The sequence below is a fragment of the Actinomadura kijaniata genome (assembly GCF_014138665.1).
Lineage (GTDB): Bacteria > Actinomycetota > Actinomycetes > Streptosporangiales > Streptosporangiaceae > Spirillospora > Spirillospora kijaniata.
In genome coordinates this window covers 116,306-140,622 of sequence record NZ_JACJIA010000007.1, presented here as the reverse complement: position 1 = coordinate 140,622, position 24,317 = coordinate 116,306, and the positions used below count along the sequence as shown (strand labels likewise).

The following is a 24,317-nucleotide window of genomic DNA, read 5'->3' as shown; positions in this document are numbered from 1 at the left end:
GTCATGAGCACTTCATCAGTCAAGCGTTTCTGACGATTTCGTCATCACTGAGCGCTGTGGCAGGGTGGGACCGGTCCGACCGCGGGGAGGGGAGCAGGCATGGCCGAGCCGGAGCGGGACGCCCCGGGCCGCCTGGCCCGCCGCAAGGCGCGCACCCGCGCCGCGCTCGTCCGCGCGGCCCAGGCCCTCATCGCGGAGGGCCGGACGAACGTGGCGATCCTGGAGATCACCCGGGCGGCGGACGTGGGGATGGGGTCGTTCTACAACCACTTCGCCGACAAGGAGGAGCTCTTCCAGGCCGCCGTCGCCGACGCCCTGGACCGGCACGGCGCCCTGCTGGACGAGCTCACCGCCGACCTGGACGACCCCGCCCACGCCTTCGCGCAGAGCTTCCGCCTGACCGGACGCCTGCACCGCCGCCGGCCCGAGCTGAGCAAGATCCTGCTCAGCCACGGCCTCGCCCTGGTCGCCTCCGACAGCGGCCTGGCCCCGCGCGCCCGCCGCGACATCGAGGCCGCGGCCCGCGCCGGCCGGTTCCACGCGCCCGACCCCGACCTGGCCATGGTCACCGTGGCGGGCTCGGCGCTGTGCCTCGGCCGGTTCCTGCACGCCCACCCCGAACGCGACGACGCCGAGGCCACCGACCGGGTCACCGAGGACCTGCTCCGCATGCTCGGCCTCTCCCCCGACGAGGCCCGGGACCTCTGCCGCCGCCCCCTCCCCGACCTCCCCCACCACGACACCGCCGCGTGAGACGCCGGACGTCCTGACGGGAGCGCGGGGCCCGCCCGGCCGTTGCCGTCGGTCAGGTGGGGTCGTCGGTGGTGGCGAGGATTTCGTCGAGGCGGGTGAGGACTTCGGTCAGGTCCTCGATGCGGGTCGCGAGGCGGTCGCGTTCGGTCTGGAGCATGCGGCGCTGCTCGGGGGTGGCGCGGCCGCTGTCCAGGCAGGGCAGCAGTGCCGCGATGGCGCGGCTGCCGAGTCCGGCCGCGTAGAAGCGCTGGAAGAGGCGCACCAGTTCGACCGCGTCCTCGGTGTACACGCGCTGGCCCGATGGGGTGCGTTCGGGGGTGAGCAGGTTCTGCTCCTCGTAGTAGCGCAGCGCGCGCACGCTGACTCCGGCGCGTTGCGCGAGTTGCCCGATCCGCACCGTATACCCCCTGATACCGGCACTCGGCCTTCACCTCAAAGGGGATTCCAGCGTAACTCGCGGGGAAGCCCTCAACGAGGTCGCCCGGCCGTCGGCGCGGCGACGCCGGGCGCGCGTCACGGAGCGGGGGGTTCGGCCAGCAGGCTCAGGAGGTTCACCAGCTGGTCGCGTTCGGCGGGGCGGAGGCGGCCGAAGAGGCGCTCGCCGACGTCGGCGGCGACCCTCCGCGCCGCGGCGAGGGTCCGCTCGCCGTCGGCGGTCATCACGACCGCGTACGCGCGCCGGTCGTGCGGTGCGCGTTCGCGCCTGACCAGGCCGCCGTGTTCCAACTCGTCGACGAGCCGGACCATGGCGGACTTGTCCATCCCGACGCGGTCGATGAGGGCGCGCTGGCTGGAGGACCCGCAGGTGTCCAGGGCCAGCAGCACGCCGAAGCCCCGGACGTCGATCCCCAGCGGTCGCAGGCCCTCGTTGAGGACGGCGCGGCTGCGGTTGTGCGCGGAGGCCAGCAGCATGCCGAGCCCCACATGCCGCAGGCCGGGGTCGTCGCTTCGGGTCAGGAGCCGTTCGAGCGGGTCATCGGGCACCCGCCCATCTTAGGGGCACTCGATATAGTCTCAGTTGAGATTTTCTTATATGGTGCCGAATGGGCGGCGATCGATGGTCGAGAGGAGATCGGCATGTCCGACATCACCCGCCGGCGCGCCCTGCACGCCTCGGGGCTGGCCGCCCTGGGGCTGTCCTGGACGGCGCCCGCCGCGCACGGGGGCGCCCACCGCGGACGCAGGCCCGCCGTCGGCAGGATCGACACGCACCACCACGCCGTGCCGCCGAAGATGCGCGCCTGGGCCGTGGAGCAGGGCCTCATCCCCGCGGACGACGTGCCCCGGTGGGCCCGGTGGACCCTGCCGAGCACGCTGGCGACCATGGACGCCAACGGCATCGCCGCCGGTGTCGCGTCCGCGCCCGTCCCCGCCGAGGTGTTCCGGGACCGTGGCGTCGCCGCGTCCGGCGTGCGGGTGTGCAACGAGTCGCTGGCCGAGCTGGCGCGGGACCGGCCCACCCGTTTCGGCTTCTTCGCCAACGTCGCCATGCTCCACCCGGACCTGGCGCTGGAGCAGATCGCGTACGCCCTCGACGAGCTGGGCGCGGACGGGGTGCTGCTGAACACCTCCGCGGCCGGCCGTTACCTCGGCGACCGGATGTTCGAGCCGCTGTTCGCCGAGCTCGACCGGCGCCGCGCCGTGGTGTTCACCCACCCGTTCGCGCCCAGGGGCATCGTCGAGGTCCCGGCCGTCGGCGACTGGCTCGCCGACTTCCTGCTGGACACCACCCGTACGGCGCTCAGCCTGATCGCGGCCGGGACCCTGGAGCGGTACCGCCACGTGTCGGTCATCCTGTCCCACGGCGGAGGGTTCCTGCCGTACATGGCGGGCCGGGCCGAGCGGTGGGGCAGGGAGGACGGGGGCCCCTCCCCCGCCAGGGTCCGTTCCGCGCTGCGGCGCTTCCACTACGACACCGCCCTGCCGATGTCGCCGTACGCGACCCCCTCGCTGCTCGGCGCGGCCGGCGCCGAGCGCGTGCTGTACGGCACCGACTGGCCGGCCAACTCGGCCCGCGAGGTCGCCCTCAACACCACCGCGCTCGACCGGGATCCCGCCCTGGACGACCGCGCGTACCGGGCCGTCAACCGGGGCAACGCCCTGCGCCTCCTCCCGCGCCTCTCCGAACGGCTGGCCCGCACGGCCTGACGCCGTCCCGCGCCCCGCCGCCGGACCGGGCCCCGGCTCAGCGCGTCTCCGCGCCGCCGGTGGTGGCGAGGCGGCGGGCGCGGGCGGCCAGGTCGCGCAGCATCATGATCCGGATGAGCCCGCTGAACGGGCGGATCAGCAGCCAGTAGCGCCCCATCGCCCGGCGGGCGGCCGCGTCGGTGCAGGTCACCCTGGTCTCGGTGACGATGCGGGTGCCGTCGCCGGACGGCAGGAAGCGCAGGCAGAACACCGCCTTGCCGTAGCCGGGCTCGGCGAAGTCCAGGAACCGTTCGGGCCCGTCGACCTCGGCCCGGTTGGCCGACGCGCCGAACCTCCACCACTGCCCGACCAGGCCCTCCACGACCTCGCGGGGAGCCTCCTCGGCGAGCGCGACGAACGCGCCGGGCCCGGTCGGCAGGTCGCTCTGCGCGCGGCCGTTCCGGGCGCGGGCGATCAGGCTGCGCGCCGCGATCAGTGCACGCGCGGGGCGCCCGAGGGTGACGCCCCCCGCGCGGTGGGCGGCCCAGACGACCTCGGGCGGCACCCGGACGGTGATCTGGTGGGTCTCGGAGAAGTCCGGGTCGGGCAGGAACCGGTCGGCCAGCGTCGTCACCGTGCCTCCTTTATGGAACCGAAAGTTTCGGATCTCTCGGTATCGTATAGTGGCACGGTGACCAACCCAGGGCAACGGGTCAGCCGCCCCGGGAGGGCCGGGTGGACGAGGCGATCCTCACCGCCACCCGCGCGCTGCTGGCCGAGACGGGCTACGCGGGGCTCACGGTGGACGGCGTCGCCGCGCGGGCCGGGATCGGCAAGGCCGCGATCTACCGCCGCCACGCCTCCAAGCAGGAGATGATCCTCGCCGCGATCGCGCGGGAGGGGGCGCCGCCGGTCCCCGACACCGGCTCGCTGCCGGGCGACCTGGCGGCGCTGGCCGGGAGCGCCGTCGCCCGCCTGGGCGCCCCGGCGGTCGCCGAGACGCTGATCGGCCTGCTCGCCGACATCGACGGCGACCCCGCGCTGCTCGAACGGTTCGCCGCCCTGGTCACCGGGCCCGAAGGCGCGGGCGAGACCGCGCTGCTCGAACGGGCGGTGCGGCGCGGGGAGCTGCCCCGGCCGCCCGACCCGGACCTGTTCCACGCCGTGTTCGCCGGCACGGCGCTGTCATGGGTGGTCATGGCCCGCCTCGCCCCCGGCGGGCTGCCCGGACGCCTCGCGCGGTTCACGCACCGGGCGCTGCTCGCGGGCGCCTGGACCCGCCGGGGGAGCGCGCGGGCCCCGTCACCGGCTAGTGGTGTCCCCCTCGGCCCCCTCGTCGGCCTCGACGCCGGCCAGCGGGTCGCCGTGCCGGGTGCCGCCCTCGGTCTCGTAGCCCTCGGTGGCGCTCTCGGTGCCCGGCACCGTCCGGTCGTGCGGCAGGTCCTCGCTGCCGGACTGGGCGCCGGGGCTGGTGTCGGTGCGGTCGTCGCGCTCGGGCCACTGGTCGCTCATCGCTGCCTCCTTGATCACTGCAGGGAGACGAGCCCTACCCCGGTGGTTCCGGGCGACACCTGCCCGCGGCGCGTCGCCGCAGGTGGAACAGGTCGTCCGGGGACAGCGGCATCGCGCTCACCTCGATGCCCTCGGCGTCCTCGACGGCCGCCGCGATCACCGCCGAGACCGGGATGACGCCCGCCTCGCCCGCGCCCTTGACCCCGAGCGGGTTCAGCGGGGAGGGCGTCTCCTGGTGGTCGGTCTCGATGGGCGGGATCTCCGTCGCGTACGGCATCAGGAAGTCCATGAACGACGCGTTCACCAGCTGGCCCGACGCGTCGTAGGCCATCCGCTCGTACAGCGCCCCGGCGATGCCCTGCGCCACTCCCCCGTGGATCTGGCCCTCCACGATCCGCGGGTTGATCAGGCGCCCGCAGTCGTGGACGACCGCGTACCGCAGCACGCGGACCTCGGCGGTGTCGGGGTCGGTCTCGACGATCGCGGCGTGCATCCCGGCGGCGAACGTCGAGCGCACCGGCGAGTAGTAGTCGCGCCCCTCCAGCCCCGGCTCCTCGCCCGGCGGGACGGGCGGCTCGTCGGGGCTGCCGCCCACCGCGAACTGCGTGGCCACCGCCGACTCGGCGTCGAAGGAGTAGCGCAGCGGGTTGGACAGCACCGCGACCGTGCGCAGCGGGAGCCCGGCCGAGCGGTCGCCCCGGACGTGCACCACCCCGTCGGTGATCTCCAGGTCGGCCGGGTCCGCCTCCAGCGCCTCGCCCGCGACGCGCAGCGCCTTGGCGCGGACGCGGCGGCAGGCCAGCGCGATGGCGTTGCCGCTCATGACCGCCGCGCGGGAGGCGAACGTCCCCACCGCGTAGCCGAAGCGCCGGGTGTCGCCGGTGACCACGTGCACGTCCTGGAGCGGGACGCCCAGCTCGGCGGCGGCGATCTGCGCGAACGCCGTCTGGTGCCCCTGCCCCTGGGAGGTCAGGCCGGTGGAGACGTGGACGCGGCCGGTCGGGTCGATCTCGACATGGCCGCCCTCGTAGGGGCCGACGCCCGTCCCCTCGACGTAGCAGGCCAGGCCGATGCCGAGGCGGCGGGACGGGTCGGCCGCCCGCAGCGCGGCGAAGCCGTCCCAGCCGATGAGGTCCTTGATCTTGGCGAGCAGCCCGGGGTAGTCGCCCGAGTCGTAGATCAGCGGGCGGCCGTCCTGGAACGTCAGCCCCTGGTCGTAGGGGAACTCGTCGGGCCGGATGAGGTTGGCGGCGCGGACCTCGGTGCGGTCGCGGCCCAGGTGGCGGGCGATGCGGTCCATCGTCCGCTCCATGCAGAACACCCCCTGCGGGCGCCCCGCGCCCCGGTAGGGCGTGACGATGAGGGTGTTGGTGTAGAGGCTGGTCACCTCCGCCCGGTACGCGCCGATCCTGTAGGGGCCGAGCAGCTGGGTCGAGGTGACGATCGGGATGATGATCCCGTACGGGGTGTAGGCGCCGTGGTCGTGCAGGATCCGCACGTCCAGGCCGAGCACCCGGCCCGCCTCGTCGAAGCCGACCCGGACGTGCTGGATCTGGGCGCGCTCGTGCGCGGAGGCGACGAAGTGCTCGCGGCGGTCCTCGGTCCACTTGATCTCGCGGTCCAGCAGCCGGGCCGCCCAGGGGACCAGGATCTCCTCCGGCCACGGGTGGACGATCTTCACGCCGAAGCCGCCGCCGACGTCGGGGGCGATCACCTCGACCTTCCCGGGCGGCAGCTCCAGCTTGGTCGCGACGGCGGCGCGGACGCTGGTGGAGGTCTGGGTGGAGGAGTAGACGCGCAGGGAGCCGTCGTCGGCGTCCCACCGCGCGTACACCCCGCGCCCCTCCAGGGGCGTCGACGCGCTGCGCTCGATGTCGAGCCGGAACTCCAGGACGTGCGGGGCGGCGGCGATCGCGGCGTCCACGTCGCCGGTCTCCTGCCGCAGCACCGCGCCGACGTTGCCCGGCACGTCGTCGTGGACCAGGTGCTCGGCGGCGGCCGCGTTCTCCAGGCCGACGACGGCGGGCAGCGTCCCGTACTCGACGCGGACGCGTCCGGCGGCGTCCTCGGCCAGGTAGCGGTCGCGCGCCACGACCATCGCGACCGGCTCCCCCACGTGCCGGACGACGTCGCGGGCCAGGGGGTACCCGGTGCGGCCGTGGGTGAGCGCCGGGTGCGGGATCAGCAGCGGCAGCGGCTCGCCGACGCGTCCCGGCAGGTCCTCCCAGGTGTAGACGGCGACCAGGCCGTCCACGTCCAGAGCGCCGGCGACGTCGATGTCGAGGATGCGGGCGTGGGCGTGCGGGGAGCGGACGAACGCGGCGGCCAGCGCGTTCCGCCCGAGGTCGTCCAGGAAGCGGCCCCGCCCGGTGAGCAGGCGGGGGTCCTCGCGGCGGGCGACGGGGTCTCCGAACATCACGCCTCCCCGGCGGCGCGGCGGACCGCCCTGACGATGTTCTGGTAGCCGGTGCAGCGGCACAGGTTGCCCGAGATCCCCTCCAGGATCTCCGCGTCGGTGGGGTGCGGGGTGTCGCGCAGCAGCGCCGTGACCGTGCACAGGAACCCCGGCGTGCAGAAGCCGCACTGCAACGCGTGCTCCTCGTGGAACGCCCGCTGCACCGTCGACGGCTCCCCGCCCGGCCCGGCCAGCCCCTCCACGGTGGTGATCTCGTGCCCGGCGACCGTGACGGCGAACGTCAGGCACGACCGCACCGGGTCGCCGTCCAGCAGGACCGTGCAGCACCCGCACACCCCGTGCTCGCAGCCGACGTGCGTGCCGGTGAGGCCGAGGTCGTGGCGCAGGAAGTCCGACAGCAGCCGCCGGGCGGGCGCGCGGGCCTCGCGGAGGACGCCGTTGACGGTCAGCTCGATGGGGAACGTCGGCTCGCTCACCGGTCCTCCCGCGCTTCGGTGGTCGCCTCGGTGACGGCGCGTTCGGCCAGCACCCCGGCCAGGTGGCGGCGGTAGTCGGCGCTGGCGTGCAGGTCGGCCTCGGGGTCGAGGCGGTCGCGGACGGCGGCGGCGACCCGCCCGGTGGTGGCGGGCCCGGTCAGGTCCAGCACCAGCGGGACGCCCGCCACGCCCAGGAACGCCGCGCGCACCGAGGCGACCTCACCGCGCCCGTCCACGGCGGCCAGCGCGGCGACCCCGGCCAGGGCGTAGTCGCCGTGCCGCCGCGCGAACTCGGCGAACGCGACGCCGGTGCCGGGCGGCCGGGCCGGGAAGAACGCCGCCACCGCCAGCTCGCCGGGCTCCAGCGCCGGTTCCAGCGGCCCGCGGAAGAAGTCGCGGGCGCGGACGGTGCGGCGGCCCGCCGCCGAGGCGAGCTCCACGGTGCCGCCGAGCAGCGCCAGCACGGCGGGCAGCTCGGCGGCGGGGTCGGCGTGGACGAGGCTGCCGACGACCGTGCCCCGGTTGCGGATCACGGGGTGGGCCACGTGCCGCAGCGCGCGCCGCAGCAGCGGCTGGACGCGCGCGGCCGGGGCCGACCGCTCCACCCGCGAGTGCCGCGCCAGCGCCCCCACCCGCACGCCCTCGGCGGTGGCCTCCAGGCCGTCCAGCTCGGTGACGCCGTTGATGTCGACCAGCGCGGCGGGGGCGGCGAGCCGCATGTTCAGCATCGGGATGAGGCTCTGTCCCCCGGCCAGGACCTTCGTCCCGCCCCCGTCCGGGTCGTCCGCGCCGCGCGCCAGCGCGTCGAGGGCCTCCCCCACGGTCCGGGGGGCGTGGTATCCGAACGGGGGAGGTTTCATGGCCGGCTAGCCGTCCCCCTTCTCGGGGGGTTCGGTGGGCGGCCGGACCGGGCCGCCGATCTCGCGTTCGCCGGGCGCGATGATGCCCGCGCCGGTGCCCTCGGGGCCGCGCCGGGCCCCGGCGACGGCGTTCAGGGCGTGGTAGCCGAGCAGGACCGCCAGGGTGCCCAGGGCGATGCCCTGGAGCGGGAAGCCGTCGGTGATCCGCAGCGTGACGTCGCCGATCGCCAGGATGATCGCGGCGGCCACCGGGACCAGGTTGACCGGGTCGGCGAAGTCGACCCGGTTCTCGATCCAGATCTTGGCGCCGAGCAGGCCGATCATGCCGTAGAGCACCACGGTGATGCCGCCGAGCACGCCGCCGGGGGTGGCGGCGACCAGCGCGCCGAACTTGGGGCACAGCCCGAACGCGATCGCCACCAGCGCCGCGACGTAGTAGGCGGCGGTGGAGTAGACGCGGGTGGCGGCCATGACGCCGATGTTCTCGGCGTAGGTGGTGGTCGGGGAGCCGCCGACGCCGGTGGCCAGCATCGTGGCGACGCCGTCGGCGGCGACCGCGCGGCCCATCACCGGGTCCAGGTCGCGGTCGGTCATGGCGGCGACGGCCTTGACGTGCCCGGTGTTCTCGGCGATCAGCGCGATGACCGGGGGGAGGGCGAGCAGGATGGCGCTGGTCTTGAAGTCGGGGGCGTGGAACTCCGGCAGCCCGAACCAGGACGCCTCCCGCACCGCCGCCAGGTTCACCCGGTCGTGCGGGAACGCCGTCGCCACGCAGTACGGGCCCTCCTTCGCGCACGCCCGCCCGGCGGCGTCCAGGAGGTTCTGACCGGGCAGCACCGAGGTGACCTTCCCGGCGAGGTCCAGCACCCACGACAGCGCGAACCCGAACACCAGGGCCAGCAGGATCGACACGCGCGCCCAGAAGCCGCGCAGCAGCACCGTGCACAGCACCGCGAACACCAGCGTGGCGAGGGCGACCCACTGGTCCTGCGGCCAGTAGACCCGCGCCACGACCGGCGCGAGGTTGAAGCCGATCAGCATGACGACCGCGCCGGTCACCACCGGCGGGAACACCCGGTGCAGGACCTCGGCGCCCAGGAAGTGGATGGCCAGCCCGGCCACCGCCAGCACGGCCCCGGCGACCAGGATCGCCCCGGTGACGGTGCCGCTGTCGCCGCCGGCGGCGCGGATCGCGGCGACCGCGCCGACGAACGAGGCGCTGGTGCCCAGGTAGCTGGGGACCTGCCCGCCGACGATCAGCAGGAACAGGATCGTCGCCAGCCCCGACATCATGATCGACAGGTTCGGGTCCAGGCCCATCACGACCGGGAACACGAAGGTGGCCCCGAACATCGCGACGACGTGCTGCGCCCCGATCCCGGCCGTGCGGGGCCAGGACAGCCGTTCGTCCGGTGCGACGACCTCGCCGGGCGGCGGGGTCCTCCCGTCGCCGTGCAGTTTCCAACCGATGGCCATCGGCGCTCCTCCGGACGTTCAGCTCATGCGGGCAAGGTAGATCTACCCTGGTGGGCGGGCATCGGCGACATGTGCCAAAGCCTTCCCCGGGCTTTGGGAGGAGACGGTGCCGCAACCGGACGCCCGACGCCAAACCAGGATCCCTCGCCCGCCGCGCGTCCGGCGGCCGGACCGGCCGGATCGATCAGCTCGGTCAGATCCCCTTCATCCGCAGCACGTGGAGCGCCAGGGTCAGGTTGAGGCGCAGGTGGGCGTCCTCGGTGAACGGGCCCAGCATCCGTTCCAGCTTGCCGATCCGGTACCGGAGCGTGTTGTAGTGGAAGTGCAGGCGGCGGGCGGTCTCGGCGACGTTGAGGTTGGTCTCCAGCAGCACCTGGAGGGTGCGGCGCAGGTCGACCAGCTCGGCCTCGTCGTCGGCGGCCAGCTCGCCCAGGGTCTCGCGGACGAACGCGTGCAGCTCCCCGGGGTCCGACACCAGGCTCAGCAGCCGGTACACGCCGAGCTGGTCGAAGTGGGCGCGGGCCCCCTCGCCGTGGAGCTGGCGGCCCACCCGCACGGCCTTCAGCGCCTGCTCGTAGGCGTCGGGCAGCGCGGCGGGCGCGGCGACGGTGCGGCTGACGCCGGTGGAGAAGGTGCGGCGCACCGCCACGTGCTCGGCGAACATCGCGGTCGCCTCCTTCACCATCGCTTGGACCGGTCCACTGGCCAGGGCGTCCGCCCCGGGACCCAGGTCGCCGTCGGCGCCGACGACCGCGACGACCTCGTGGGCGAAGCTGGCCACGGCCGCGCCCGGGTCGTGCCGGCGCGCGGCCGTCGTCCAGGCCGCCGCCAGCCGCTCCTGCGCCGCCCGCTCCTCCACGCCCCGGCCGGGCCGCCCGTCCAGCTCGGCGACCACGACCATCACCGGCCGGTCCAGGTCCCAGCCGAACCCGGCGCAGTGCGCGACGACGCGGTCGTCGTCCCCGGCCCGCCCGGCGAGGATGTCGCGCAGGTAGTCGGCGCGGTACTTGCTCTCGACGGCCGCGACGGCCTGCTGCTTGGTCACCACCAGCGCCGCGACGGTCGCGGCGCGCTCCAGGATGCCGAGGTCGGCCTCGCGCAGCGCGCCGCCGGGGCTGTGCGCCACGATCCGGCCGTGGTCGAAGCCGCCCGCCACGACCGGGACGACCAGGTGCGCGCCGCGCCCGCAGCCGTTGACCGCGCCGCCGGCGGCGCCGCCCGCGCCGGGGAACGCGTGCTGGGCGCGCGCGGCCTCGGCCCGCATCGCCTGGACCTGCTCGGGGGTGCCCGCCCCGGCCAGGACCCGCTGGTCGCCGTCCAGCACCGCGACGGGGACCTCCAGCAGCGCGGCGACCTCGTCGACGACCTCCTGGAGCCCGCCGCCGCCCAGCACGATCTGCACCAGCGCCCGGTGGACCTCCTCGGTGCGGGCGAGCACGGCGGCCTGCCGGTTGAGGATGTCGGTGAGGACCTGGTTGAGGATGTCGTCGAAGCCGACGTCGTCGGGCAGCAGGATCAGCGGGAAGCCGCGCCGGTCCGCCTGCTCGATCATCTCGGGGGGGAGCTGCTCCAGGTAGCGGCCGGGCTTGATGGCCAGCGCGGCCAGGCCGCGCTCGTCGAGGTCGGCGACCAGCTCGGCCAGGGGCTGCGGGGTGCCGCGCAGCGGGTAGCCGGTGGTGAGCAGCAGTTCGTGGGGCTTGACCCAGGCCAGGATGTCGGGGACCTCCATGACGTTGAGCCGCTGCACCACGCGGTTCAGTCCGGAGCGTCCCGCGATCAGGCGGGCTCCGGCCAGGGTGGAGACGCCCAGGACCTCGCCGACCGGCAGGCCGTGGGTCAGCGTTCCGGTGCTCGCGAGCCGCAGGGCCGGTGGGCCCGGGTCCGCGGCGGGTGTGTCACTCATGCCAGGGGTCACCTCGCCTTTTGTGGCATACATCGCCTGATCTGGCGTGATCGCTACCGCTTTCTGATCAACCCTGACAACAAAGACGAACGATGACAACAGGTCTTGGCAGCTTTCTCCATACGTGACCCGGGCGGGGCGGGTCTACGTTCCCGGTGAGAGCCCCGGGAGGACCCGTTGACCGTCCTGGCCCACGATCCCGTCCGTCTCCGCCGCCCCCGGCCCGCCCGCGGCGCGGCGGGGTCGGCCCGGCACGGGGCGGCGAGCCTGACGCTGCGCCCGGCGCTGGAGGGGCCGCGCCGCGCGGCCAGGGTGCTGGCGGTGTTCCCCGCGGCGGTCTACCTGGAGCTGCGCGACCGCCCCGAACCGCGCGTGCTGGCGGTCGTCGGCGCGGACGCGGTGCGCCCACCCAACGCGCTGGTGCTGGCCGCGACGGCGCGGGAGCGGCCGTTCCGGGACGTGCGCGAGGGCGCGGACGCGTGGGTCGGCGACGGCGCGGTGGACGGCGGCGGGCTGCGCGTGCGGGTGCGCCGCTGGTGGGACCCGGCGCCCGCGCTCGGGACGGTGCCGCCGCCGGTGCTGGAGCGCGGCGTCCGCGCGCTGGCGGAGGCGGCCGGCGACGCGCCCGGCGGCCTGGACGGCCACCCGGACCCGCCGCTGCTGGCCGGGTGCTGCGCGGCGGGCGACCTGGCGGGCGCGGTCGAGGCCGCCGAACGCGTGGTCGGCCTGGGCCCCGGCCTGACCCCGAGCGGCGACGACGTGCTGGCGGGGCTGCTGGTGACGCTGCGGCTGCTGGGGCACGCGGTGCCGGGCGGGCGGCGCGCGGTGTGGCTGGCGGACTGGCTGGGAGCGGCGGTGACGGCCGACGCGGACGCCCGCACCACGGCGGTGTCGGCGACGCTGCTGCACTGCGCGGCGGCGGGCGAGACGGCCTCGGAGGTCGCGGCGGTCCTGCGCGCGGCCGCCGGGCGGGAGGAGGCGTCCCCGGCCGTGCGGCGGCTGCTGGCGGTGGGCCACACCTCGGGCGCGGACCTGGCCGAGGGCGTCCTGGCCGGCTGCCGCGCCGTCCTCGCGCTGGCGGAGCCGTGACCACCCCGCCGGGCAGGGTTTCGCACGGTAGGCACCAGAAGTTCTCCGGCACGGTGCGGGCTCCGCACGTCACGGACCGGGGCCCACGGGGTATGGGGGGAACGTTCTTCCTGGTCACCCGGGTGGGGGCGTGGTCGTGAACGAGGTGGTGCTGCTGCGGGCGGGGGTCTACCGGGACTCGGTGACCCTGATGCGGGTCAGCCGCGCGCTCGGGGAGCTGCAAGGGGTCGGCGACGCGATGGCCGCGATGGCGACGCCGTCCAACCGGGAGCTGCTGGCCGAGCTGGGATTCGCCGTCCCGGCCGGGGCCACGCCCGCCGACCTGGTGGTGGCGCTGCGGGCCCGGGACGGGGACGCGCTCGACGGGGCCCGCGCGGCCGTGGACGGGCTGCTGGCCGAACGCCCGCCCGACCCGGCGTCCGAGGTCGAGCCGCCGCCGCTCACCACCGCCTCGGCGGCGGCGCGGGGGGACGCGACCGTCGCGCTGGTGTCGGTGCCCGGACCGCACGTGGTGCCCGAGGCCATGGACGCGCTGGCCGCCGGGCTCAACGTGATGATCTTCAGTGACAACGTCCCGGTCGAGCAGGAGGTCGCGCTGAAGGACGCGGCGGCGCGGCGCGGGCTGATCGTGATGGGGCCCGACTGCGGCACCGCCGTGGTCGGCGGGGTCGGGCTGGGGTTCGCCAACGTCGTGCGGCCCGGCCCGGTCGGCGTGGTCGCCGCCTCCGGCACCGGCGCGCAGCAGGTGATGTGCCTGCTGGAGGAGGCCGGGGTCGGGGTGCGGCACGTGCTGGGGGTCGGCGGGCGCGACCTGTCGCCGCGGGTCAGCGGGCGGTCGGCGCTGGCGGCGCTGGCCGCGCTGGACGCCGATCCGGGCACCGAACTGATCGTGCTGGTGTCCAAGCCGCCCGCGCCGCGGGTGGCCGCGCTGGTGCGGGAGGCGGCGCGGCGGCTCGACACGCCGGTGGTGCCCGCCTTCCCCGGCGGCGACGACGATCTCACCGGGGCCGTGGAGCGGGTGCTGCGCGCGCTCGGCCGGGCCGTCCCGGAGTGGCCGAGATGGGACGCGCCGCGCGGGCGCGCGGCGGGCGGGTCTCCGCACGGGTCTCCGCACGGGGCCCTGCGCGGCCTGTTCGCGGGCGGGACGTTGCGGGACGAGGCCGAGGCGATCGCCGCGACGGCGCTCGGGGACCTGGCGGCCGGGGGCCACCGGCTGGTCGACTTCGGCGACGACGTCTACACGCGCGGGCGCGCCCACCCGATGATCGACCCGGCGCTGCGGCTGGCCGCGCTCGCCCGGGAGGCCGCCGACCCCGGGTGCGGGGTGCTGCTGCTGGACGTCGTCCTCGGCCACGGGGCCGACCCGGACCCGGCCGCCGCGCTCGCGCCCGCCCTGGCCGGGGCGCTGGACGCCCGCGGTGACCTGGCGGCGGTGGTGTCGCTGTGCGGGACCCCCGGCGACCCGCAGGACCGCGACCGGCAGGCGGCGGCGCTCCGGGACGCGGGCGCGGCCGTGTTCGCCTCCAACGCCGAGGCCGCGCGGCACGCCGCCGCGCTGGTGAAGGGGGCCCGCGATGCCTGACGCTCCCCCGCTGGGCGGGCTGCTGTCGCGCGAGCCGGTGATCGTGGCGACCGGCGTGGACGTGCTCGCCGAGGCGGTGGAGCGGCAGGCCGCCGCCGTGCGGCGGGTGGCGTGGCGGCCGCCCCCGCCCGGCGCCGAGCACGACCTGGCCGCCGTCCTCGGCGACCCCGGCCACGCCGAGGCCGACCGGCGCGCCGTCACCCGGATGCTGTCGGCCCGCCCGCACCTGGTGGACGTGCGGCCCGCCCGCGAGGTGCTGGGGCTGGAGCCCGGCGCGTTCCTGCACGCCGGGCCGCCCATCGCCTGGGACCGCGCCTCCGGCCCGCTGCGCGGCGCCCTGGTCGGCGCGATGCTGCTGGAGGGGCTGGCCGACACGCCGGAGCAGGCCGAGAACGCGCTGGCCAAGGGCGCGGCCGACCTGGAGCCCTGCCACGGGCGCGGCGCGGTCGGGCCGATGGCGGGCGTGGTCGGCCCCTCGATGTGGATGCTGGTCGTGCGGGACCCCGTGCACGGCGGCACCGCCTGCTGCTCCCTGAACGAGGGCCTGGGCAAGGTCCTGCGGTACGGCGCCTACGGGCCCGAGGTGATCGAGCGGCTGCGCTGGATGGGCGCGGTCCTCGGCCCGCTGCTGCGCGACGCCGTCCGCCGCCACGGCCCGCTCGACCTGGTGGCGCTGATGGCGCAGGCCCTCCAGATGGGCGACGAGCTGCACAACCGCAACCGCGCCGCCTCCGCCCTGCTGCTGCGCGAGCTGGCCCCCGACCTGGTCGCCGCCGACGCGCCCCGCGAGCACGTCGCCGAGGCGCTGCGCTTCGTCGGCGGCAACGAGCACTTCTTCCTCAACGCGGGCATGGCCGCCGCCAAGTGCGCCGCCGACGCCGCCCGCGGCGTCCCCGGCTCGGGCCTGGTCGTCGCGATGGCCCGCAACGGCACCGACTTCGGCGTCCAGGTGTCGGGCACCGGCGACCGCTGGTTCACCGGCCCCGCCGGGGTGCCCGACGGCCTGTACCTCGGCTCCTACGGCCCCGCCGACGCCAACCCCGACATCGGCGACTCGGCGATCACCGAGACGGCCGGGATGGGCGGGTTCGCGCTGGCCGCCGCCCCCGCGATCGTGCGGTTCGTCGGCGGCCGGGTCCCCGAGGCGATCGCCGCGACCCGCCGCATGTACGAGATCACCATGGCCGAGCACCCGGCGCTGCGGATCCCGCTGCTGGACTTCCGCGGCACCCCCGCCGGGATCGACGTGACCCGCGTGGTGCGCACCGGCGTCCTGCCGGTCATCGACACCGGCATCGCCGGGCGCAGGGCGGGCGTCGGCCAGGTCGGCGCGGGCCTGGTCGCGCCCCCGCCGAACGTGTTCGCCGACGCGCTGCGGGCCCTGGCACGAAGATGACCTGCGGGTGAGGGTGCCAACTCGCGCGATCATGGTGGATCATGGCCGCGTGAACCTCAGCGTTTCCTCGATCGACGACCTGTCCGCCCGCATCGCCGAGATCCGCCAGGCGCACGACGCGGTGTTCCCCGGCGCCGCCCCGGGCCGCCAGCCCGTGCACACCGTGTACGTGCCGGCCGACCGGTTCTCGCCCTCCCTCCCCGGCGACTTCGGGGCCGAGGCGCTGCGCCTGCTCAACACCCACACCCCCGGCGCGGGCTCGTTCGGCACCGCGTTCGACCTGGAGCCCGAGATCGCCGGGCTGGTCCGCGACCGCGTCGCCGCCAAGCTGCAGGGCGAGCCGGTGGAGGACGTGCGGATCGACTTCGAGGACGGCTACGGCGTGCGCGACGACGCCGAGGAGGACGGCCACGTCGCCCAGGTCGTGGAGGCCGTCGCCGCCCTCTACGAGGCCAAGACGCTGCCGCACTACTGGGGGCTGCGGGTCAAGTCGTTCGCCGACGGCGGCCACGAGCGCGCCATGCGCACCCTCGACGGCTTCCTGACCGCGCTGCGCGACCGCCTGGGGCGGCTGCCCGGCGGCTTCACCATCACCTTCCCCAAGGTCATCGCCGCCGACCACGTCGGGCTGTTCGTGGAGTACCTGGACCGCCTGGAGGCCGCGCTCGGCCTGCCGTCCGGCATCCTGCGCTTCGAGGTCCAGATCGAGACCACCGAGGCGATCATCGACGCCGACGGAAGGCTCGGCCTGCGCGACATCGTCGCCCGCGCCGGGGGCCGCATGACCGCCGCGCACTTCGGCGTGTTCGACTACACCGCCGCGCTCGGCCTGCCGCCGGACCAGCAGCGCCTGGACCACCCCGCCTGCGACTTCGCCCGCCACGTCATGCAGGTCTCCCTGGCCGGGACCGGCGTGCGCCTGTCGGACGGCTCCACCAACGTCATCCCCCGCAACGATGGCCCCGACGAGGTCAACGCCGCCTGGGCCGTGCACGCCGCGCACGTCCGGCACTCCCTGCGCCACGGCTTCTACCAGGGCTGGGACATGCACCCGGCCCACCTGCCGAGCCGCTACGCCGCCGTCTACGGGTTCCACCTGTCGGGCGTGGACGACGTCATCGGCCGCGTCCGCGCCTGGCACGACCAGGCGGGCTCCGCCGAGGGCGTGATGGACGAGCCCGCCACCGTCAAGGCCCTGGTCGCCCGCCTCCGCCGCGCCGTCGACTGCGGCGCGCTGGACGAGAGCGTCCTGCCGGAGTCGGCCCTGCGCTGACGGCCCGGGGTCAGGCCGGTTCGCAGATGACGACCGGGATCTCCCGGTCGGTCCAGCTCTGGTAGTCCTCGTAGTCGGGGTACATCTCGACCAGGCGGGGCCAGAGCTCCTCGCGTTCCCGCTTGCCGGCGGTGCGGGCGCGCATCGGGCGGCGGTAGCGCTGGATCTGGACCAGCACGTTGGGGTTGTCGCGCAGGTTGAGGTACCAGGCCGGGTGCCTGGGCATGCCTCCCTGGGAGGCGACCACGACGACGCGTTCACCGTCGGACAGGTACAGCAGCGGCACCGTGCGGGGCCTCCTCGACTTGCGTCCGATGGTGGTCAGCAGGCAGACCGGCGGCGCGTTGCGCAGGTAGCGGCGGCCGGCCCGGAACCTGCGGCCGATCGCGCCGCCGGTGGCCTGGTACACCGCCACGTGCGCGGCGGTCATCGCCTTGGTGATCCGCTGGGTGCGCGGGTCGTCGAGGTAGTCGGGGCGTGGCTTGGGCACGGCGGCCTCCACGAGATCGTTCCGGCGGACCATCAGTGTGCCACGCGCCCCGCCGCCGGAACTGGACGTCACCCGGCCAGGCGCGCCGTCCGCCGCCTGGCGTGCTCGCGGTTCAGGGTGTAGTGCAGGACGCCGTCGCGGAGCCGGTAGACCGCCGACCAGCGGGTGTGGGACTGCTGGACGTCGCGCAGCAGCGCCAGCGCGGCGTCGGTGCCGAGGCCGCCGCCGGTGGCGCGCAGGCGGTCGGCCATGATCCGGTAGCGGCGGTGGCGCGCACGGCCCGCCGCGCCGGTCCCGGTGAGCAGGGCGTTCTCCATGGCGTGCCAGCCGTCCGCGCCGCGCACCACGCTCAGCCTCCGGTCCACGAACTCCAGCACGGCGGCGTCGCCGTCGCGGTCGGCCACCAGGTAGTGCAGGGGCGGGCCGCCGGTGAAGTCGACGTTGTGGGCGCGGAAGACCGCGACGGCCTCGTCCACGGTGCGGGCCCGGTCCAGGACCAGGCGGTGGACGCGGACGCTGCCGGTCGTCGGGCGTCCCGGCAGCTTCGGCGGGAGCGCCGGGGACGGCAGCGAGGCCATGCCGATCGCCAGGCCGTGCTCGTTCATGCCGTCGAACGGCAGCCGCACCGCGTTCAGCAGCCGGCGGGCGACCCGCCGGTCCCGGGGGGCGCGCAGCGCCGCGTCGCGGCCGACCCCGAGGTAGGACAGGTCCACCATCGACAGCGTCGCGGGGCCCGCGGGCGGCCGGGTGGTCAGCAGCAGCGCGGGGTTGGGGTCCCAGTCGAAGTTGCGGCCGAGCACGGGGCCGTCGGGCCCGTGCCGGGCGGCGAACAGCGAGCAGGCGAACGGCGCGCGCGGCGGCGCCAGCGCCAGCGGCCTCCAGACGTCGTAGGGGCCGTACAGGGTCATCGACAGCAGCGGCAGGGCGGGATCCACCACGCGGAGGGTGGCGAGGCTGCGCTCCTCGTCGGAGGAGGCGGGGGACGCGGCGGGGTGGCCGGTGGCGCAGGCCGCCGTCGCCGCCGCAGGAACACCGAGCAGGAACGCCCGCCGCGACGGGCCGGAAGGGGTCACCCCTCCCGGTTAACACCTTCGCGGTCGGGAGGCAACGCCCGGAACGCCGCCAGATCCTCCGGCGTGTCGATGTCGTCGGGCCGGGCCACGTCGTCGCAGGGCACCTCGGTGACCAGTTCCGGACGGGCCCGCAGGAACGCGCGCGCCCCCACGTCGCCCACGGCGGCCTCGGCGACCGCCGCGAAGTGCTCGGCGGCGACCAGCACCGGGTTGCGGGGCCGGCCGCCGTAGGTGGCGACGGCGACGCGGGCCCCGGCCTCGTAGGCGTCCACGAGCCGCCGGACGGCGGCGGGCGTGACGCGCGGCTGGTCCACCAGGGCGATCACGACGGCGGGGCAGCCGGGCGGCAGCGCGGCCAGCCCGGCGCGCAGCGAGGAGCCCATGCCGGTGCGCCAGTCGTCGTTGGGCACCACGACCGCGCCGATCACCTCGACGGTCGTCGCGCCCGACACCACCAGCACCGGCGCGCAGCCGCCATCGCGCAGCAGGCGGACGCCCCGGTCGACGAGACGCTCGCCGCGCAGCTCCAGCAGCGCCTTGGGCCGCCCGAGCCGACTGCCTTCCCCCGCCGCCAGCAACAGCCCGGCGGGCACCTGTGCCCCGTGCAGACTCATCCGTCGAGGGTAGCCCGGTCAGGGGTGATCGCCGTGGATGCGGCCGGTGGTGTCGGTGAGGGGGCGGCCCGAGCCGCCCCAGCGGAGCTGGACGAGTTCGGCGGCGATCGACACGGCGGTCTCCTCGGGGGTCCGCGCGCCGAGGTCCAGGCCGATCGGGGAGCGCAGCCGGGACAGCTCGGCGTCGGTCAGGCCCGCCTCGCGCAGGCGGCGCTTCCGGTCGTCGTGGGTGCGGCGCGACCCCATCGCGCCGACGTACCCGGCGGGCGTGCGCAGCGCGATCTCCAGGACCGGGACGTCGAACTTCGGGTCGTGGGTGAGCACGCAGATCGCGGTGCGCCCGTCGATCTCGGTGTCGGCCAGGTACTTGTGCGGCCACTTCACCACGACCTCGTCGGCGTCGGGGAAGCGCTTGGGCGTCGCGAACACCGGGCGCGCGTCGCACACGGTGACGTGGTAGCCGAGGAACTTGCCGACGCGGGCCACGGCGGCGGCGAAGTCGATCGCGCCGAACACCAGCAGGCGGGGCGGCGGCGCGAACGAGTGGACGAACACCGTCAGCTCGTCGCGGCGGCGTTCCCCCTCGGGTCCGTAGTGGCGCGGCCCGGTGAGGCCCTGGGCGAGCATGCCGCGCGCGTCGTCGTCCACGGCGGCGTCGAGGCGGGCGGCGTGCGGCTCGCCGGGGGCCAGGGAGCCGGCGGCGCGGTCGGGCCAGACGACGCGGCGCGCGCCGATCCGGCCGGGCCCGGCGACGACGGTGGCGACGGCGACCGGCCGCCGTTCCCGGATCGCGGCGGCGACCTCGGGGAACTCGGGGAACGTCGCGGGGGCGACCGGCTCGACCAGCACGTCCAGGATGCCGCCGCAGGTCAGGCCGACCGCGAACGCGTCGTCGTCGCTGACCCCGTAGCGCCGCACGACCGGCACGCCGGTCGCCATGACCTGCTGGGCCAGCTCGTAGACCGCGCCCTCCACGCAGCCGCCCGACACGCTCCCGGCGGCCTCGCCGTCGGGCGACACCGCCATCGCCGCGCCGGGCGGGCGGGGCGCGCTGCGGAAGGTGCCCACGACGGTGGCCAGGCCGAACGTGCGCCCCTCCCGGTACCAGGCGGTGATGTCGTCGAGCACGTCACGCATGCGCGCCTCCGATGATGCGGGCCAGCTCCTCCAGGGCGGCCAGGCTGTGCCCGGAGGTGAAGTCGTCGATGTGGGGCAGGGCGGCGGCCATGCCCGCGGCGAGGGGTTCATACCCGGGCCGGGCCTTGTGCGGGTTGGCCCACACGGTGCGGTGGGCCAGGCGGCGCAGGCGGGCCATCTGCTCGCCGAGCAGGGAGGGGTCGCCGCGTTCCCAGCCGTCGGAGGCGATGACGACGATCGCGCCGCGGGCCAGGCCGCGCTGCCCGAACCGGTCCAGGAACTCCTTGAGCTCCTCGCCCAGGCGGGTGCCGCCGCTCCAGTCGGGGATCGCCGCCGACGCCGCCGCCAGGGCGGTGTCGGGGTCGCGGTGCCGCAGCTCGCGGGTGAGGCGGGTCAGGCGGGTGCCGACGCTGAACGTCTCCACCGCGCGCCCGCCCGACCGCGCGGCGGCGTGCGCGAACCGCAGCAGCGCGTCGGCGTAGGGCGCCATCGAGCCGCTGACGTCGATCAGCAGCACGACGCGGCGGGGACGGGTGCGGTGGGCGCGGTGCCGCAGCCGGGCGGTCTCGCCGCCGCGCCGCAGGGTCTCGCGGACGGTGCGGGCCGGGTCGAGGCGTCCCCGGTGGGCGGGGGCGAAGCGGCGGGAGCGGCGGCGCTCGACGGCGGCGTCCAGCAGCGCGATGAGGCGGTCGACCTCGGCGCGTTCGGCGGGGGTGAGGCGGGCGACGTCGCGGGTGCGCAGCACCTCGGTGGGGCTGGCGGTGGCCGCCCGCAGGTTCTCGGCGGGCTCGGCGTCGCCGTCGGCGCGGGGGCGCGGCACGGCCGCGTACCGGGTCACGGCGGGCGGCGGTCGGTGGCCGGGGCGCGGGGCCCGGCCGGAGAAGTAGGCGGCGAAGCAGCGGTCGTAGCGGGCGATGTCGTCGGGGTCGGCGCACAGCGTCAGCCGTCCCGCCCAGTACACGTCGGCGGGGTCGAGCACGTCGAGGTGGTCCAGGGCGGCGAGCATCGCCTGGACGCGTTCGGGGTCGGCGGTCCCGCCCGCCGCCCGCAGCGTCCGCGCGAACCCCACCACCGTCCCGACGACGTCGCGGGCGCTCATCCGCCGTTGAGGAGGGCGTCCAGGCCGCGGGCGGTGACCCGGTCCTGGTCCTCGCGGTACTTCAGGACCGTGCCGAGCGTGACGGCGGCGGTGTCGGGGTCGAGTTCGCGGACGCCGAGGGTGACCAGGGCCTCGGTCCAGTCGAGGGTCTCGGCGACGCCGGGCGGCTTCAGCAGGTCGGCGGTGCGCAGCCGCTGCGCGGCGCGGGCGACCTGCCCGGCGAGGCGGTCGGTGGCGGCGGGCAGGCGGCGGCGGATGATGGCGACCTCGCGGTCGAACGTCGGGTGCTCCAGCCAGTGGTACAGGCAGCGGCGCTTGAGGGCGTCGTGGACCTCGCGGGTGCGGTTGGAGGTGACCACGACGACCGGGGGGCGTTCGGCGCGGACGGTGCCGATCTCGGGCACCGAGATCGTGAAGTCGCTCAGCACCTCCAGCAGGAACGCCTCGAACTCGTCGTCGGCGCGGTCGATCTCGTCCACCAGCAGCACGCTGGGGGCGGTCTCCAGGGCGCGCAGCAGCGGCCGGGCCAGCAGGAACCGCCGGTCGTACAGCTCGCCCTCCAGCCGCGCGACGTCGTCGATCCCGGCGGCCTCGGCGGCGCGCAGGTGCAGCAACTGGCGCGGGAAGTCCCAGTCGTAGAGGGCCTGGGAGGCGTCCAGGCCCTCGTAGCACTGGAGCCGGATCAGCGGCGCGCCCAGCACGGCCGCGAGGGTCTTGGCCAGCTCGGTCTTGCCGACGCCCGCCTCCCCCTCCAGGAACAGCGGCCGTCCCATGCGCAGCGCGAGGAAGCACGCGGTGGCCAGGCCGTCGCCGCAGAGGTAGGCGTGCCGGTCGAGGAGGGCCGCCAGTTCCGCCGGGGATGCCGGGAGCGTCGGAGTGTGCGCCACGCCACACAGGCTACCGCCCACAAATCATGTTAATTCGGTAGGGAAAGTTGACTTCCTGATCGATGACCAGCAGCATCGGGGGCATGGACGCTGATCTCACCGACGAGTCCGTCTACGAACGCATCCGCGCCGGTCGGCTCACCCGGCGCGGGCTGCTGCGGCTGTCGGCGGGGGCGGCGGGCGCGGTGCTCGCCGCCCCCGACCGCGCGCTCGCCGCCCCCGCGACCGGGATCGTCAAGCCGCTGCCGCCCGAATTGTTCGTCCCGCACGGCACCAACGCCGAGATGCGCTGGGAGGCGATGCGCGGACGGGGATACCTCACCCCCGCCGACCGGTTCTTCGTCCGCAACCACGTCGCCACCCCGCGCGTCGACGCGCGCACCTGGCGGCTGAAGCTGTGGGGCGACGGCCTGCACCGCTCCCCCACCGAGGAGCGTCCCGTCGAGTTCACCTACGAGGACCTGCTCGGGATGCCCGCCGAAACGCTGACGGCGTTCATCGAGTGCACCGGCAACGCCCGCGGCCTCTACGCCTCCCAGCAGGGGCAGCAGGCGTCGGGCACGCCGTGGGGCCTCGGCGCGGTCGGCGTCGCGCGCTGGAGGGGCGTGCGGCTGGCGACCGTCCTGGAACGTGCCGGACTGCTCCGCGAGGCCGTTGACCTCCTGCCGCGCGGACTCGACGCCGACTACGTGGACAAGGGCGAGAACCTCGGCCGCGTCCGGCGTCCCCTGCCGGTGGCCAAGGCGCTCAAGGACGTGCTGCTGGCCTACGAGATGAACGGCGCTCCGCTGCCGCCCGACCACGGCCACCCGGTCCGCCTGGTGGTGCCGTCGTGGGTGGGGATCGCGTCCATCAAGTGGCTCGGCGACATACGGGTGTCCACGAGGCCGCTGTACTCGCCCTGGAACACCCGCTTCTACCGGCTGTTCGGCCCGGACCACCCGCCGGAGGGCGGTGCGCCGCTGACGCGGACGAACGTCAAGAGCGCGTTCGAGCTGCCGTTCGACGCGGTCCTGGCGGCGGGGCGCACCCACCTGCTGACCGGGCGTTCCTGGTCCGGCAACGGCCGCGTCCGCTCGGTGGCGGTCAGCGCGGACGGCGGCGCGACCTGGCACCGCGCCCGCCTCCACGGCCCCCGCCCGGCGCGCGGCTGGGTGCGCTGGGAGCTGCCGTGGCGGCCGCACGCCCCCGGCCGCTACGAGCTGCTGGCCCGCGCCACCGACGAGACCGGCGCGACCCAGCCCGCCACCGCCCCCTACAACACGTTCGGCTACCTGTTCGGCGCGGTCGTCCGCCACCCGGTCACCGTCCGATGACCCCCGCGAGAGGCCCCCATGGCGCTATGGAAGCCCGACCCCACGTTCACGCGACCTCCGACGGTTCCACCTTCGACGAGCGCTTCTTCCCCCACAACGACGACTGGTGCGACTCCTACTGCTACCCGTGACGTCCGGGTCCCTGGCCGCGCTGGTGGCCCTGGGCGCGTTCCACGGCCTGACGATCCTCCGCCGGGCCTGGCTGAACATGGACCGCCTGTGGGCCGCGGCCCCGATCGGCGCCGGAACCACCACCCTCCTCACCGCCTAACGCACCCGCCGCCCGGCGGAGGTCAGGTCAATGTCGACGTCGAACGGCGCGGCCACCTTCAGCCGGTCGCGGTGGATCCCCGCGACGCCGTAGCCGCCGGTGGCGGGGTCGCGTTCGTAGACGTACACGACCGTCTGGCCGTTGACCTTCTCCACCCGCCAGTAGTGAGGAATGCCGGCGGCGGCGTACTTGCGCGGCTTGGTGTCGCGGTCCCGGTCCTCGGAGTCCGGCGAGACGACCTCGACGGCGAGCACGAGGTCGTCGGCGAAGTAGTGGGTGGACGGGTCCTCGCGGTCGTACGCCTCGGCGGTCACGACCAGGACGTCCGGCTCCGGCATCTGCCGCCTGGCCAGCCTGACCGCCATCTCCCGGTCCGCCCGGAGCCCGTCCGGCGCCTGCCGGTCCAGTTCGGCGAGCAGCAGATTGATCGTTCTGCTGTGCCATTTCTCCGGTGGGGCCGCGAAGACGAGGTTTCCGTCGATCAGCTCCGCGTGCCGGGGCAGGTCGCGCATTCTCAGGAATGCGTCGGTGGTGAGGCCGCTCGGTGGGGGTGGAGGGCGCTCTGGC

At 75.6% G+C, this 24,317-nt stretch carries 23 protein-coding genes and 1 pseudogene; 9 read left to right on the top strand and 15 right to left on the bottom strand.

The annotated features are described in order from the left end of the window. Window positions 1-99 precede the first annotated feature (99 nt). The gene (locus HNR61_RS25845) at window positions 100-753 is read left to right on the top strand and encodes a TetR/AcrR family transcriptional regulator (protein WP_182845780.1); all 654 of its coding nucleotides are present in this window, start codon (window positions 100-102) and stop codon (window positions 751-753) included. 52 nt (window positions 754-805) lie between these two features. On the opposite strand, the gene HNR61_RS25840 is transcribed toward HNR61_RS25845, so the two are convergent. Then, complete coding sequence (locus HNR61_RS25840; protein WP_182845779.1) at window positions 806-1,150, bottom strand: MerR family transcriptional regulator; 345 nt, start codon at window positions 1,148-1,150, stop codon at window positions 806-808. A gap of 116 nt (window positions 1,151-1,266) precedes the next feature. Then, window positions 1,267-1,737: a MarR family winged helix-turn-helix transcriptional regulator gene (locus HNR61_RS25835; protein WP_182845778.1), complete on the bottom strand. Its 471-nt coding sequence runs from the start codon at window positions 1,735-1,737 to the stop codon at window positions 1,267-1,269. Between the two features lie 93 nt (window positions 1,738-1,830). Here HNR61_RS25835 and HNR61_RS25830 point away from each other — a divergent pair, with 93 nt between their 5' ends. Further along, entirely contained in the window at window positions 1,831-2,901 is a 1,071-nt protein-coding gene (locus HNR61_RS25830; protein WP_182845777.1) for an amidohydrolase family protein, read from the top strand. A 37-nt stretch (window positions 2,902-2,938) separates the two neighbouring features. On the opposite strand, the gene HNR61_RS25825 is transcribed toward HNR61_RS25830, so the two are convergent. Continuing rightward, complete coding sequence (locus tag HNR61_RS25825) at window positions 2,939-3,514, bottom strand: hypothetical protein (protein WP_182845776.1); 576 nt, start codon at window positions 3,512-3,514, stop codon at window positions 2,939-2,941. A 101-nt stretch (window positions 3,515-3,615) separates the two neighbouring features. Between HNR61_RS25825 and HNR61_RS48210 the strand changes: the two are divergent. After that, window positions 3,616-4,074: pseudogene (locus HNR61_RS48210) on the top strand (TetR/AcrR family transcriptional regulator); the annotation flags it as partial. A 352-nt stretch (window positions 4,075-4,426) separates the two neighbouring features. On the opposite strand, the gene cutA reads toward HNR61_RS48210, so the two are convergent. The 5 genes from cutA to HNR61_RS25795 form a co-directional block, all read right to left on the bottom strand. Beyond that, window positions 4,427-6,808 carry an aerobic carbon-monoxide dehydrogenase large subunit gene (cutA, locus tag HNR61_RS25815; protein WP_182845775.1) on the bottom strand — a complete coding sequence of 794 codons (2,382 nt, stop codon included), beginning with the start codon at window positions 6,806-6,808 and terminating at the stop codon, window positions 4,427-4,429. Further along, window positions 6,808-7,284 carry a (2Fe-2S)-binding protein gene (locus tag HNR61_RS25810; RefSeq protein ID WP_067832337.1) on the bottom strand — a complete coding sequence of 159 codons (477 nt, stop codon included), beginning with the start codon at window positions 7,282-7,284 and terminating at the stop codon, window positions 6,808-6,810. Before HNR61_RS25810 ends, cutA begins: the two co-directional genes overlap by 1 nt. After that, window positions 7,281-8,144, bottom strand: coding sequence for an FAD binding domain-containing protein (locus HNR61_RS25805; RefSeq protein ID WP_182845774.1), 864 nt, complete (start codon window positions 8,142-8,144; stop codon window positions 7,281-7,283). The genes HNR61_RS25810 and HNR61_RS25805 overlap by 4 nt, the downstream gene beginning before the upstream one ends. 6 nt (window positions 8,145-8,150) lie before the next feature. After that, window positions 8,151-9,620: a uracil-xanthine permease family protein gene (locus tag HNR61_RS25800; protein WP_182845773.1), complete on the bottom strand. Its 1,470-nt coding sequence runs from the start codon at window positions 9,618-9,620 to the stop codon at window positions 8,151-8,153. Between the two features lie 193 nt (window positions 9,621-9,813). Further along, window positions 9,814-11,523, bottom strand: a complete 1,710-nt coding sequence (locus tag HNR61_RS25795) for a PucR family transcriptional regulator (protein WP_182845772.1) — start codon at window positions 11,521-11,523, stop codon at window positions 9,814-9,816. A 177-nt stretch (window positions 11,524-11,700) separates the two neighbouring features. Between HNR61_RS25795 and HNR61_RS25790 the strand changes: the two genes are divergently transcribed. The 4 genes from HNR61_RS25790 (at window position 11,701) to HNR61_RS25775 (ending at window position 16,863) form a co-directional block, all read left to right on the top strand. Continuing rightward, on the top strand, window positions 11,701-12,612 hold the full coding sequence (locus HNR61_RS25790) for an oxamate carbamoyltransferase subunit AllH family protein (protein ID WP_182845771.1): 912 nt from the start codon (window positions 11,701-11,703) through the stop codon (window positions 12,610-12,612). A 130-nt stretch (window positions 12,613-12,742) separates the two neighbouring features. Next, the gene (locus HNR61_RS25785; protein ID WP_312898098.1) at window positions 12,743-14,194 is read left to right on the top strand and encodes an AllF/FdrA family protein; all 1,452 of its coding nucleotides are present in this window, start codon (window positions 12,743-12,745) and stop codon (window positions 14,192-14,194) included. Next, window positions 14,187-15,590: a YlbE family protein gene (locus tag HNR61_RS25780; RefSeq protein WP_182845770.1), complete on the top strand. Its 1,404-nt coding sequence runs from the start codon at window positions 14,187-14,189 to the stop codon at window positions 15,588-15,590. The genes HNR61_RS25785 and HNR61_RS25780 overlap by 8 nt, the downstream gene beginning before the upstream one ends. A 49-nt stretch (window positions 15,591-15,639) precedes the next feature. Further along, window positions 15,640-16,863 (top strand): DUF6986 family protein, encoded by a 1,224-nt coding sequence (locus HNR61_RS25775; protein WP_182845769.1) that lies wholly within the window; start codon window positions 15,640-15,642, stop codon window positions 16,861-16,863. A 10-nt stretch (window positions 16,864-16,873) separates the two neighbouring features. Here HNR61_RS25775 and HNR61_RS25770 read toward each other — a convergent pair whose 3' ends face one another. The 6 genes from HNR61_RS25770 to HNR61_RS25745 all read right to left on the bottom strand — a co-directional run bounded on the left by HNR61_RS25770 (window position 16,874) and on the right by HNR61_RS25745 (window position 22,163). Further along, window positions 16,874-17,353, bottom strand: a complete 480-nt coding sequence (locus HNR61_RS25770) for a nitroreductase family deazaflavin-dependent oxidoreductase (RefSeq protein WP_312898097.1) — start codon at window positions 17,351-17,353, stop codon at window positions 16,874-16,876. A 68-nt stretch (window positions 17,354-17,421) separates the two neighbouring features. Continuing rightward, window positions 17,422-18,426 (bottom strand): carcinine hydrolase/isopenicillin-N N-acyltransferase family protein, encoded by a 1,005-nt coding sequence (locus HNR61_RS50090; RefSeq protein ID WP_182845768.1) that lies wholly within the window; start codon window positions 18,424-18,426, stop codon window positions 17,422-17,424. Further along, window positions 18,423-19,040, bottom strand: coding sequence for a nucleotidyltransferase family protein (locus HNR61_RS25760; RefSeq protein WP_182845767.1), 618 nt, complete (start codon window positions 19,038-19,040; stop codon window positions 18,423-18,425). Before HNR61_RS25760 ends, HNR61_RS50090 begins: the two co-directional genes overlap by 4 nt. 18 nt (window positions 19,041-19,058) lie before the next feature. After that, window positions 19,059-20,177, bottom strand: coding sequence for an XdhC family protein (locus tag HNR61_RS25755; RefSeq protein WP_182845766.1), 1,119 nt, complete (start codon window positions 20,175-20,177; stop codon window positions 19,059-19,061). Further along, window positions 20,170-21,276: a vWA domain-containing protein gene (locus HNR61_RS25750; protein ID WP_182845765.1), complete on the bottom strand. Its 1,107-nt coding sequence runs from the start codon at window positions 21,274-21,276 to the stop codon at window positions 20,170-20,172. The genes HNR61_RS25755 and HNR61_RS25750 overlap by 8 nt, the downstream gene beginning before the upstream one ends. Next, entirely contained in the window at window positions 21,273-22,163 is an 891-nt protein-coding gene (locus tag HNR61_RS25745; RefSeq protein WP_312898096.1) for an AAA family ATPase, read from the bottom strand. Before HNR61_RS25745 ends, HNR61_RS25750 begins: the two co-directional genes overlap by 4 nt. An 83-nt stretch (window positions 22,164-22,246) precedes the next feature. On the opposite strand from HNR61_RS25745, the gene HNR61_RS25740 reads away from it, so the two are divergent. Beyond that, window positions 22,247-23,479, top strand: coding sequence for a sulfite oxidase (locus tag HNR61_RS25740; protein ID WP_182845764.1), 1,233 nt, complete (start codon window positions 22,247-22,249; stop codon window positions 23,477-23,479). A gap of 127 nt (window positions 23,480-23,606) precedes the next feature. Continuing rightward, entirely contained in the window at window positions 23,607-23,750 is a 144-nt protein-coding gene (locus tag HNR61_RS25735; protein ID WP_182845763.1) for a hypothetical protein, read from the top strand. Here the strand turns inward: HNR61_RS25735 and HNR61_RS25730 are convergent. After that, window positions 23,747-24,262, bottom strand: a complete 516-nt coding sequence (locus tag HNR61_RS25730) for a Uma2 family endonuclease (RefSeq protein WP_182845762.1) — start codon at window positions 24,260-24,262, stop codon at window positions 23,747-23,749. The genes HNR61_RS25735 and HNR61_RS25730 overlap by 4 nt on opposite strands. Window positions 24,263-24,317: the final 55 nt, after the last annotated feature.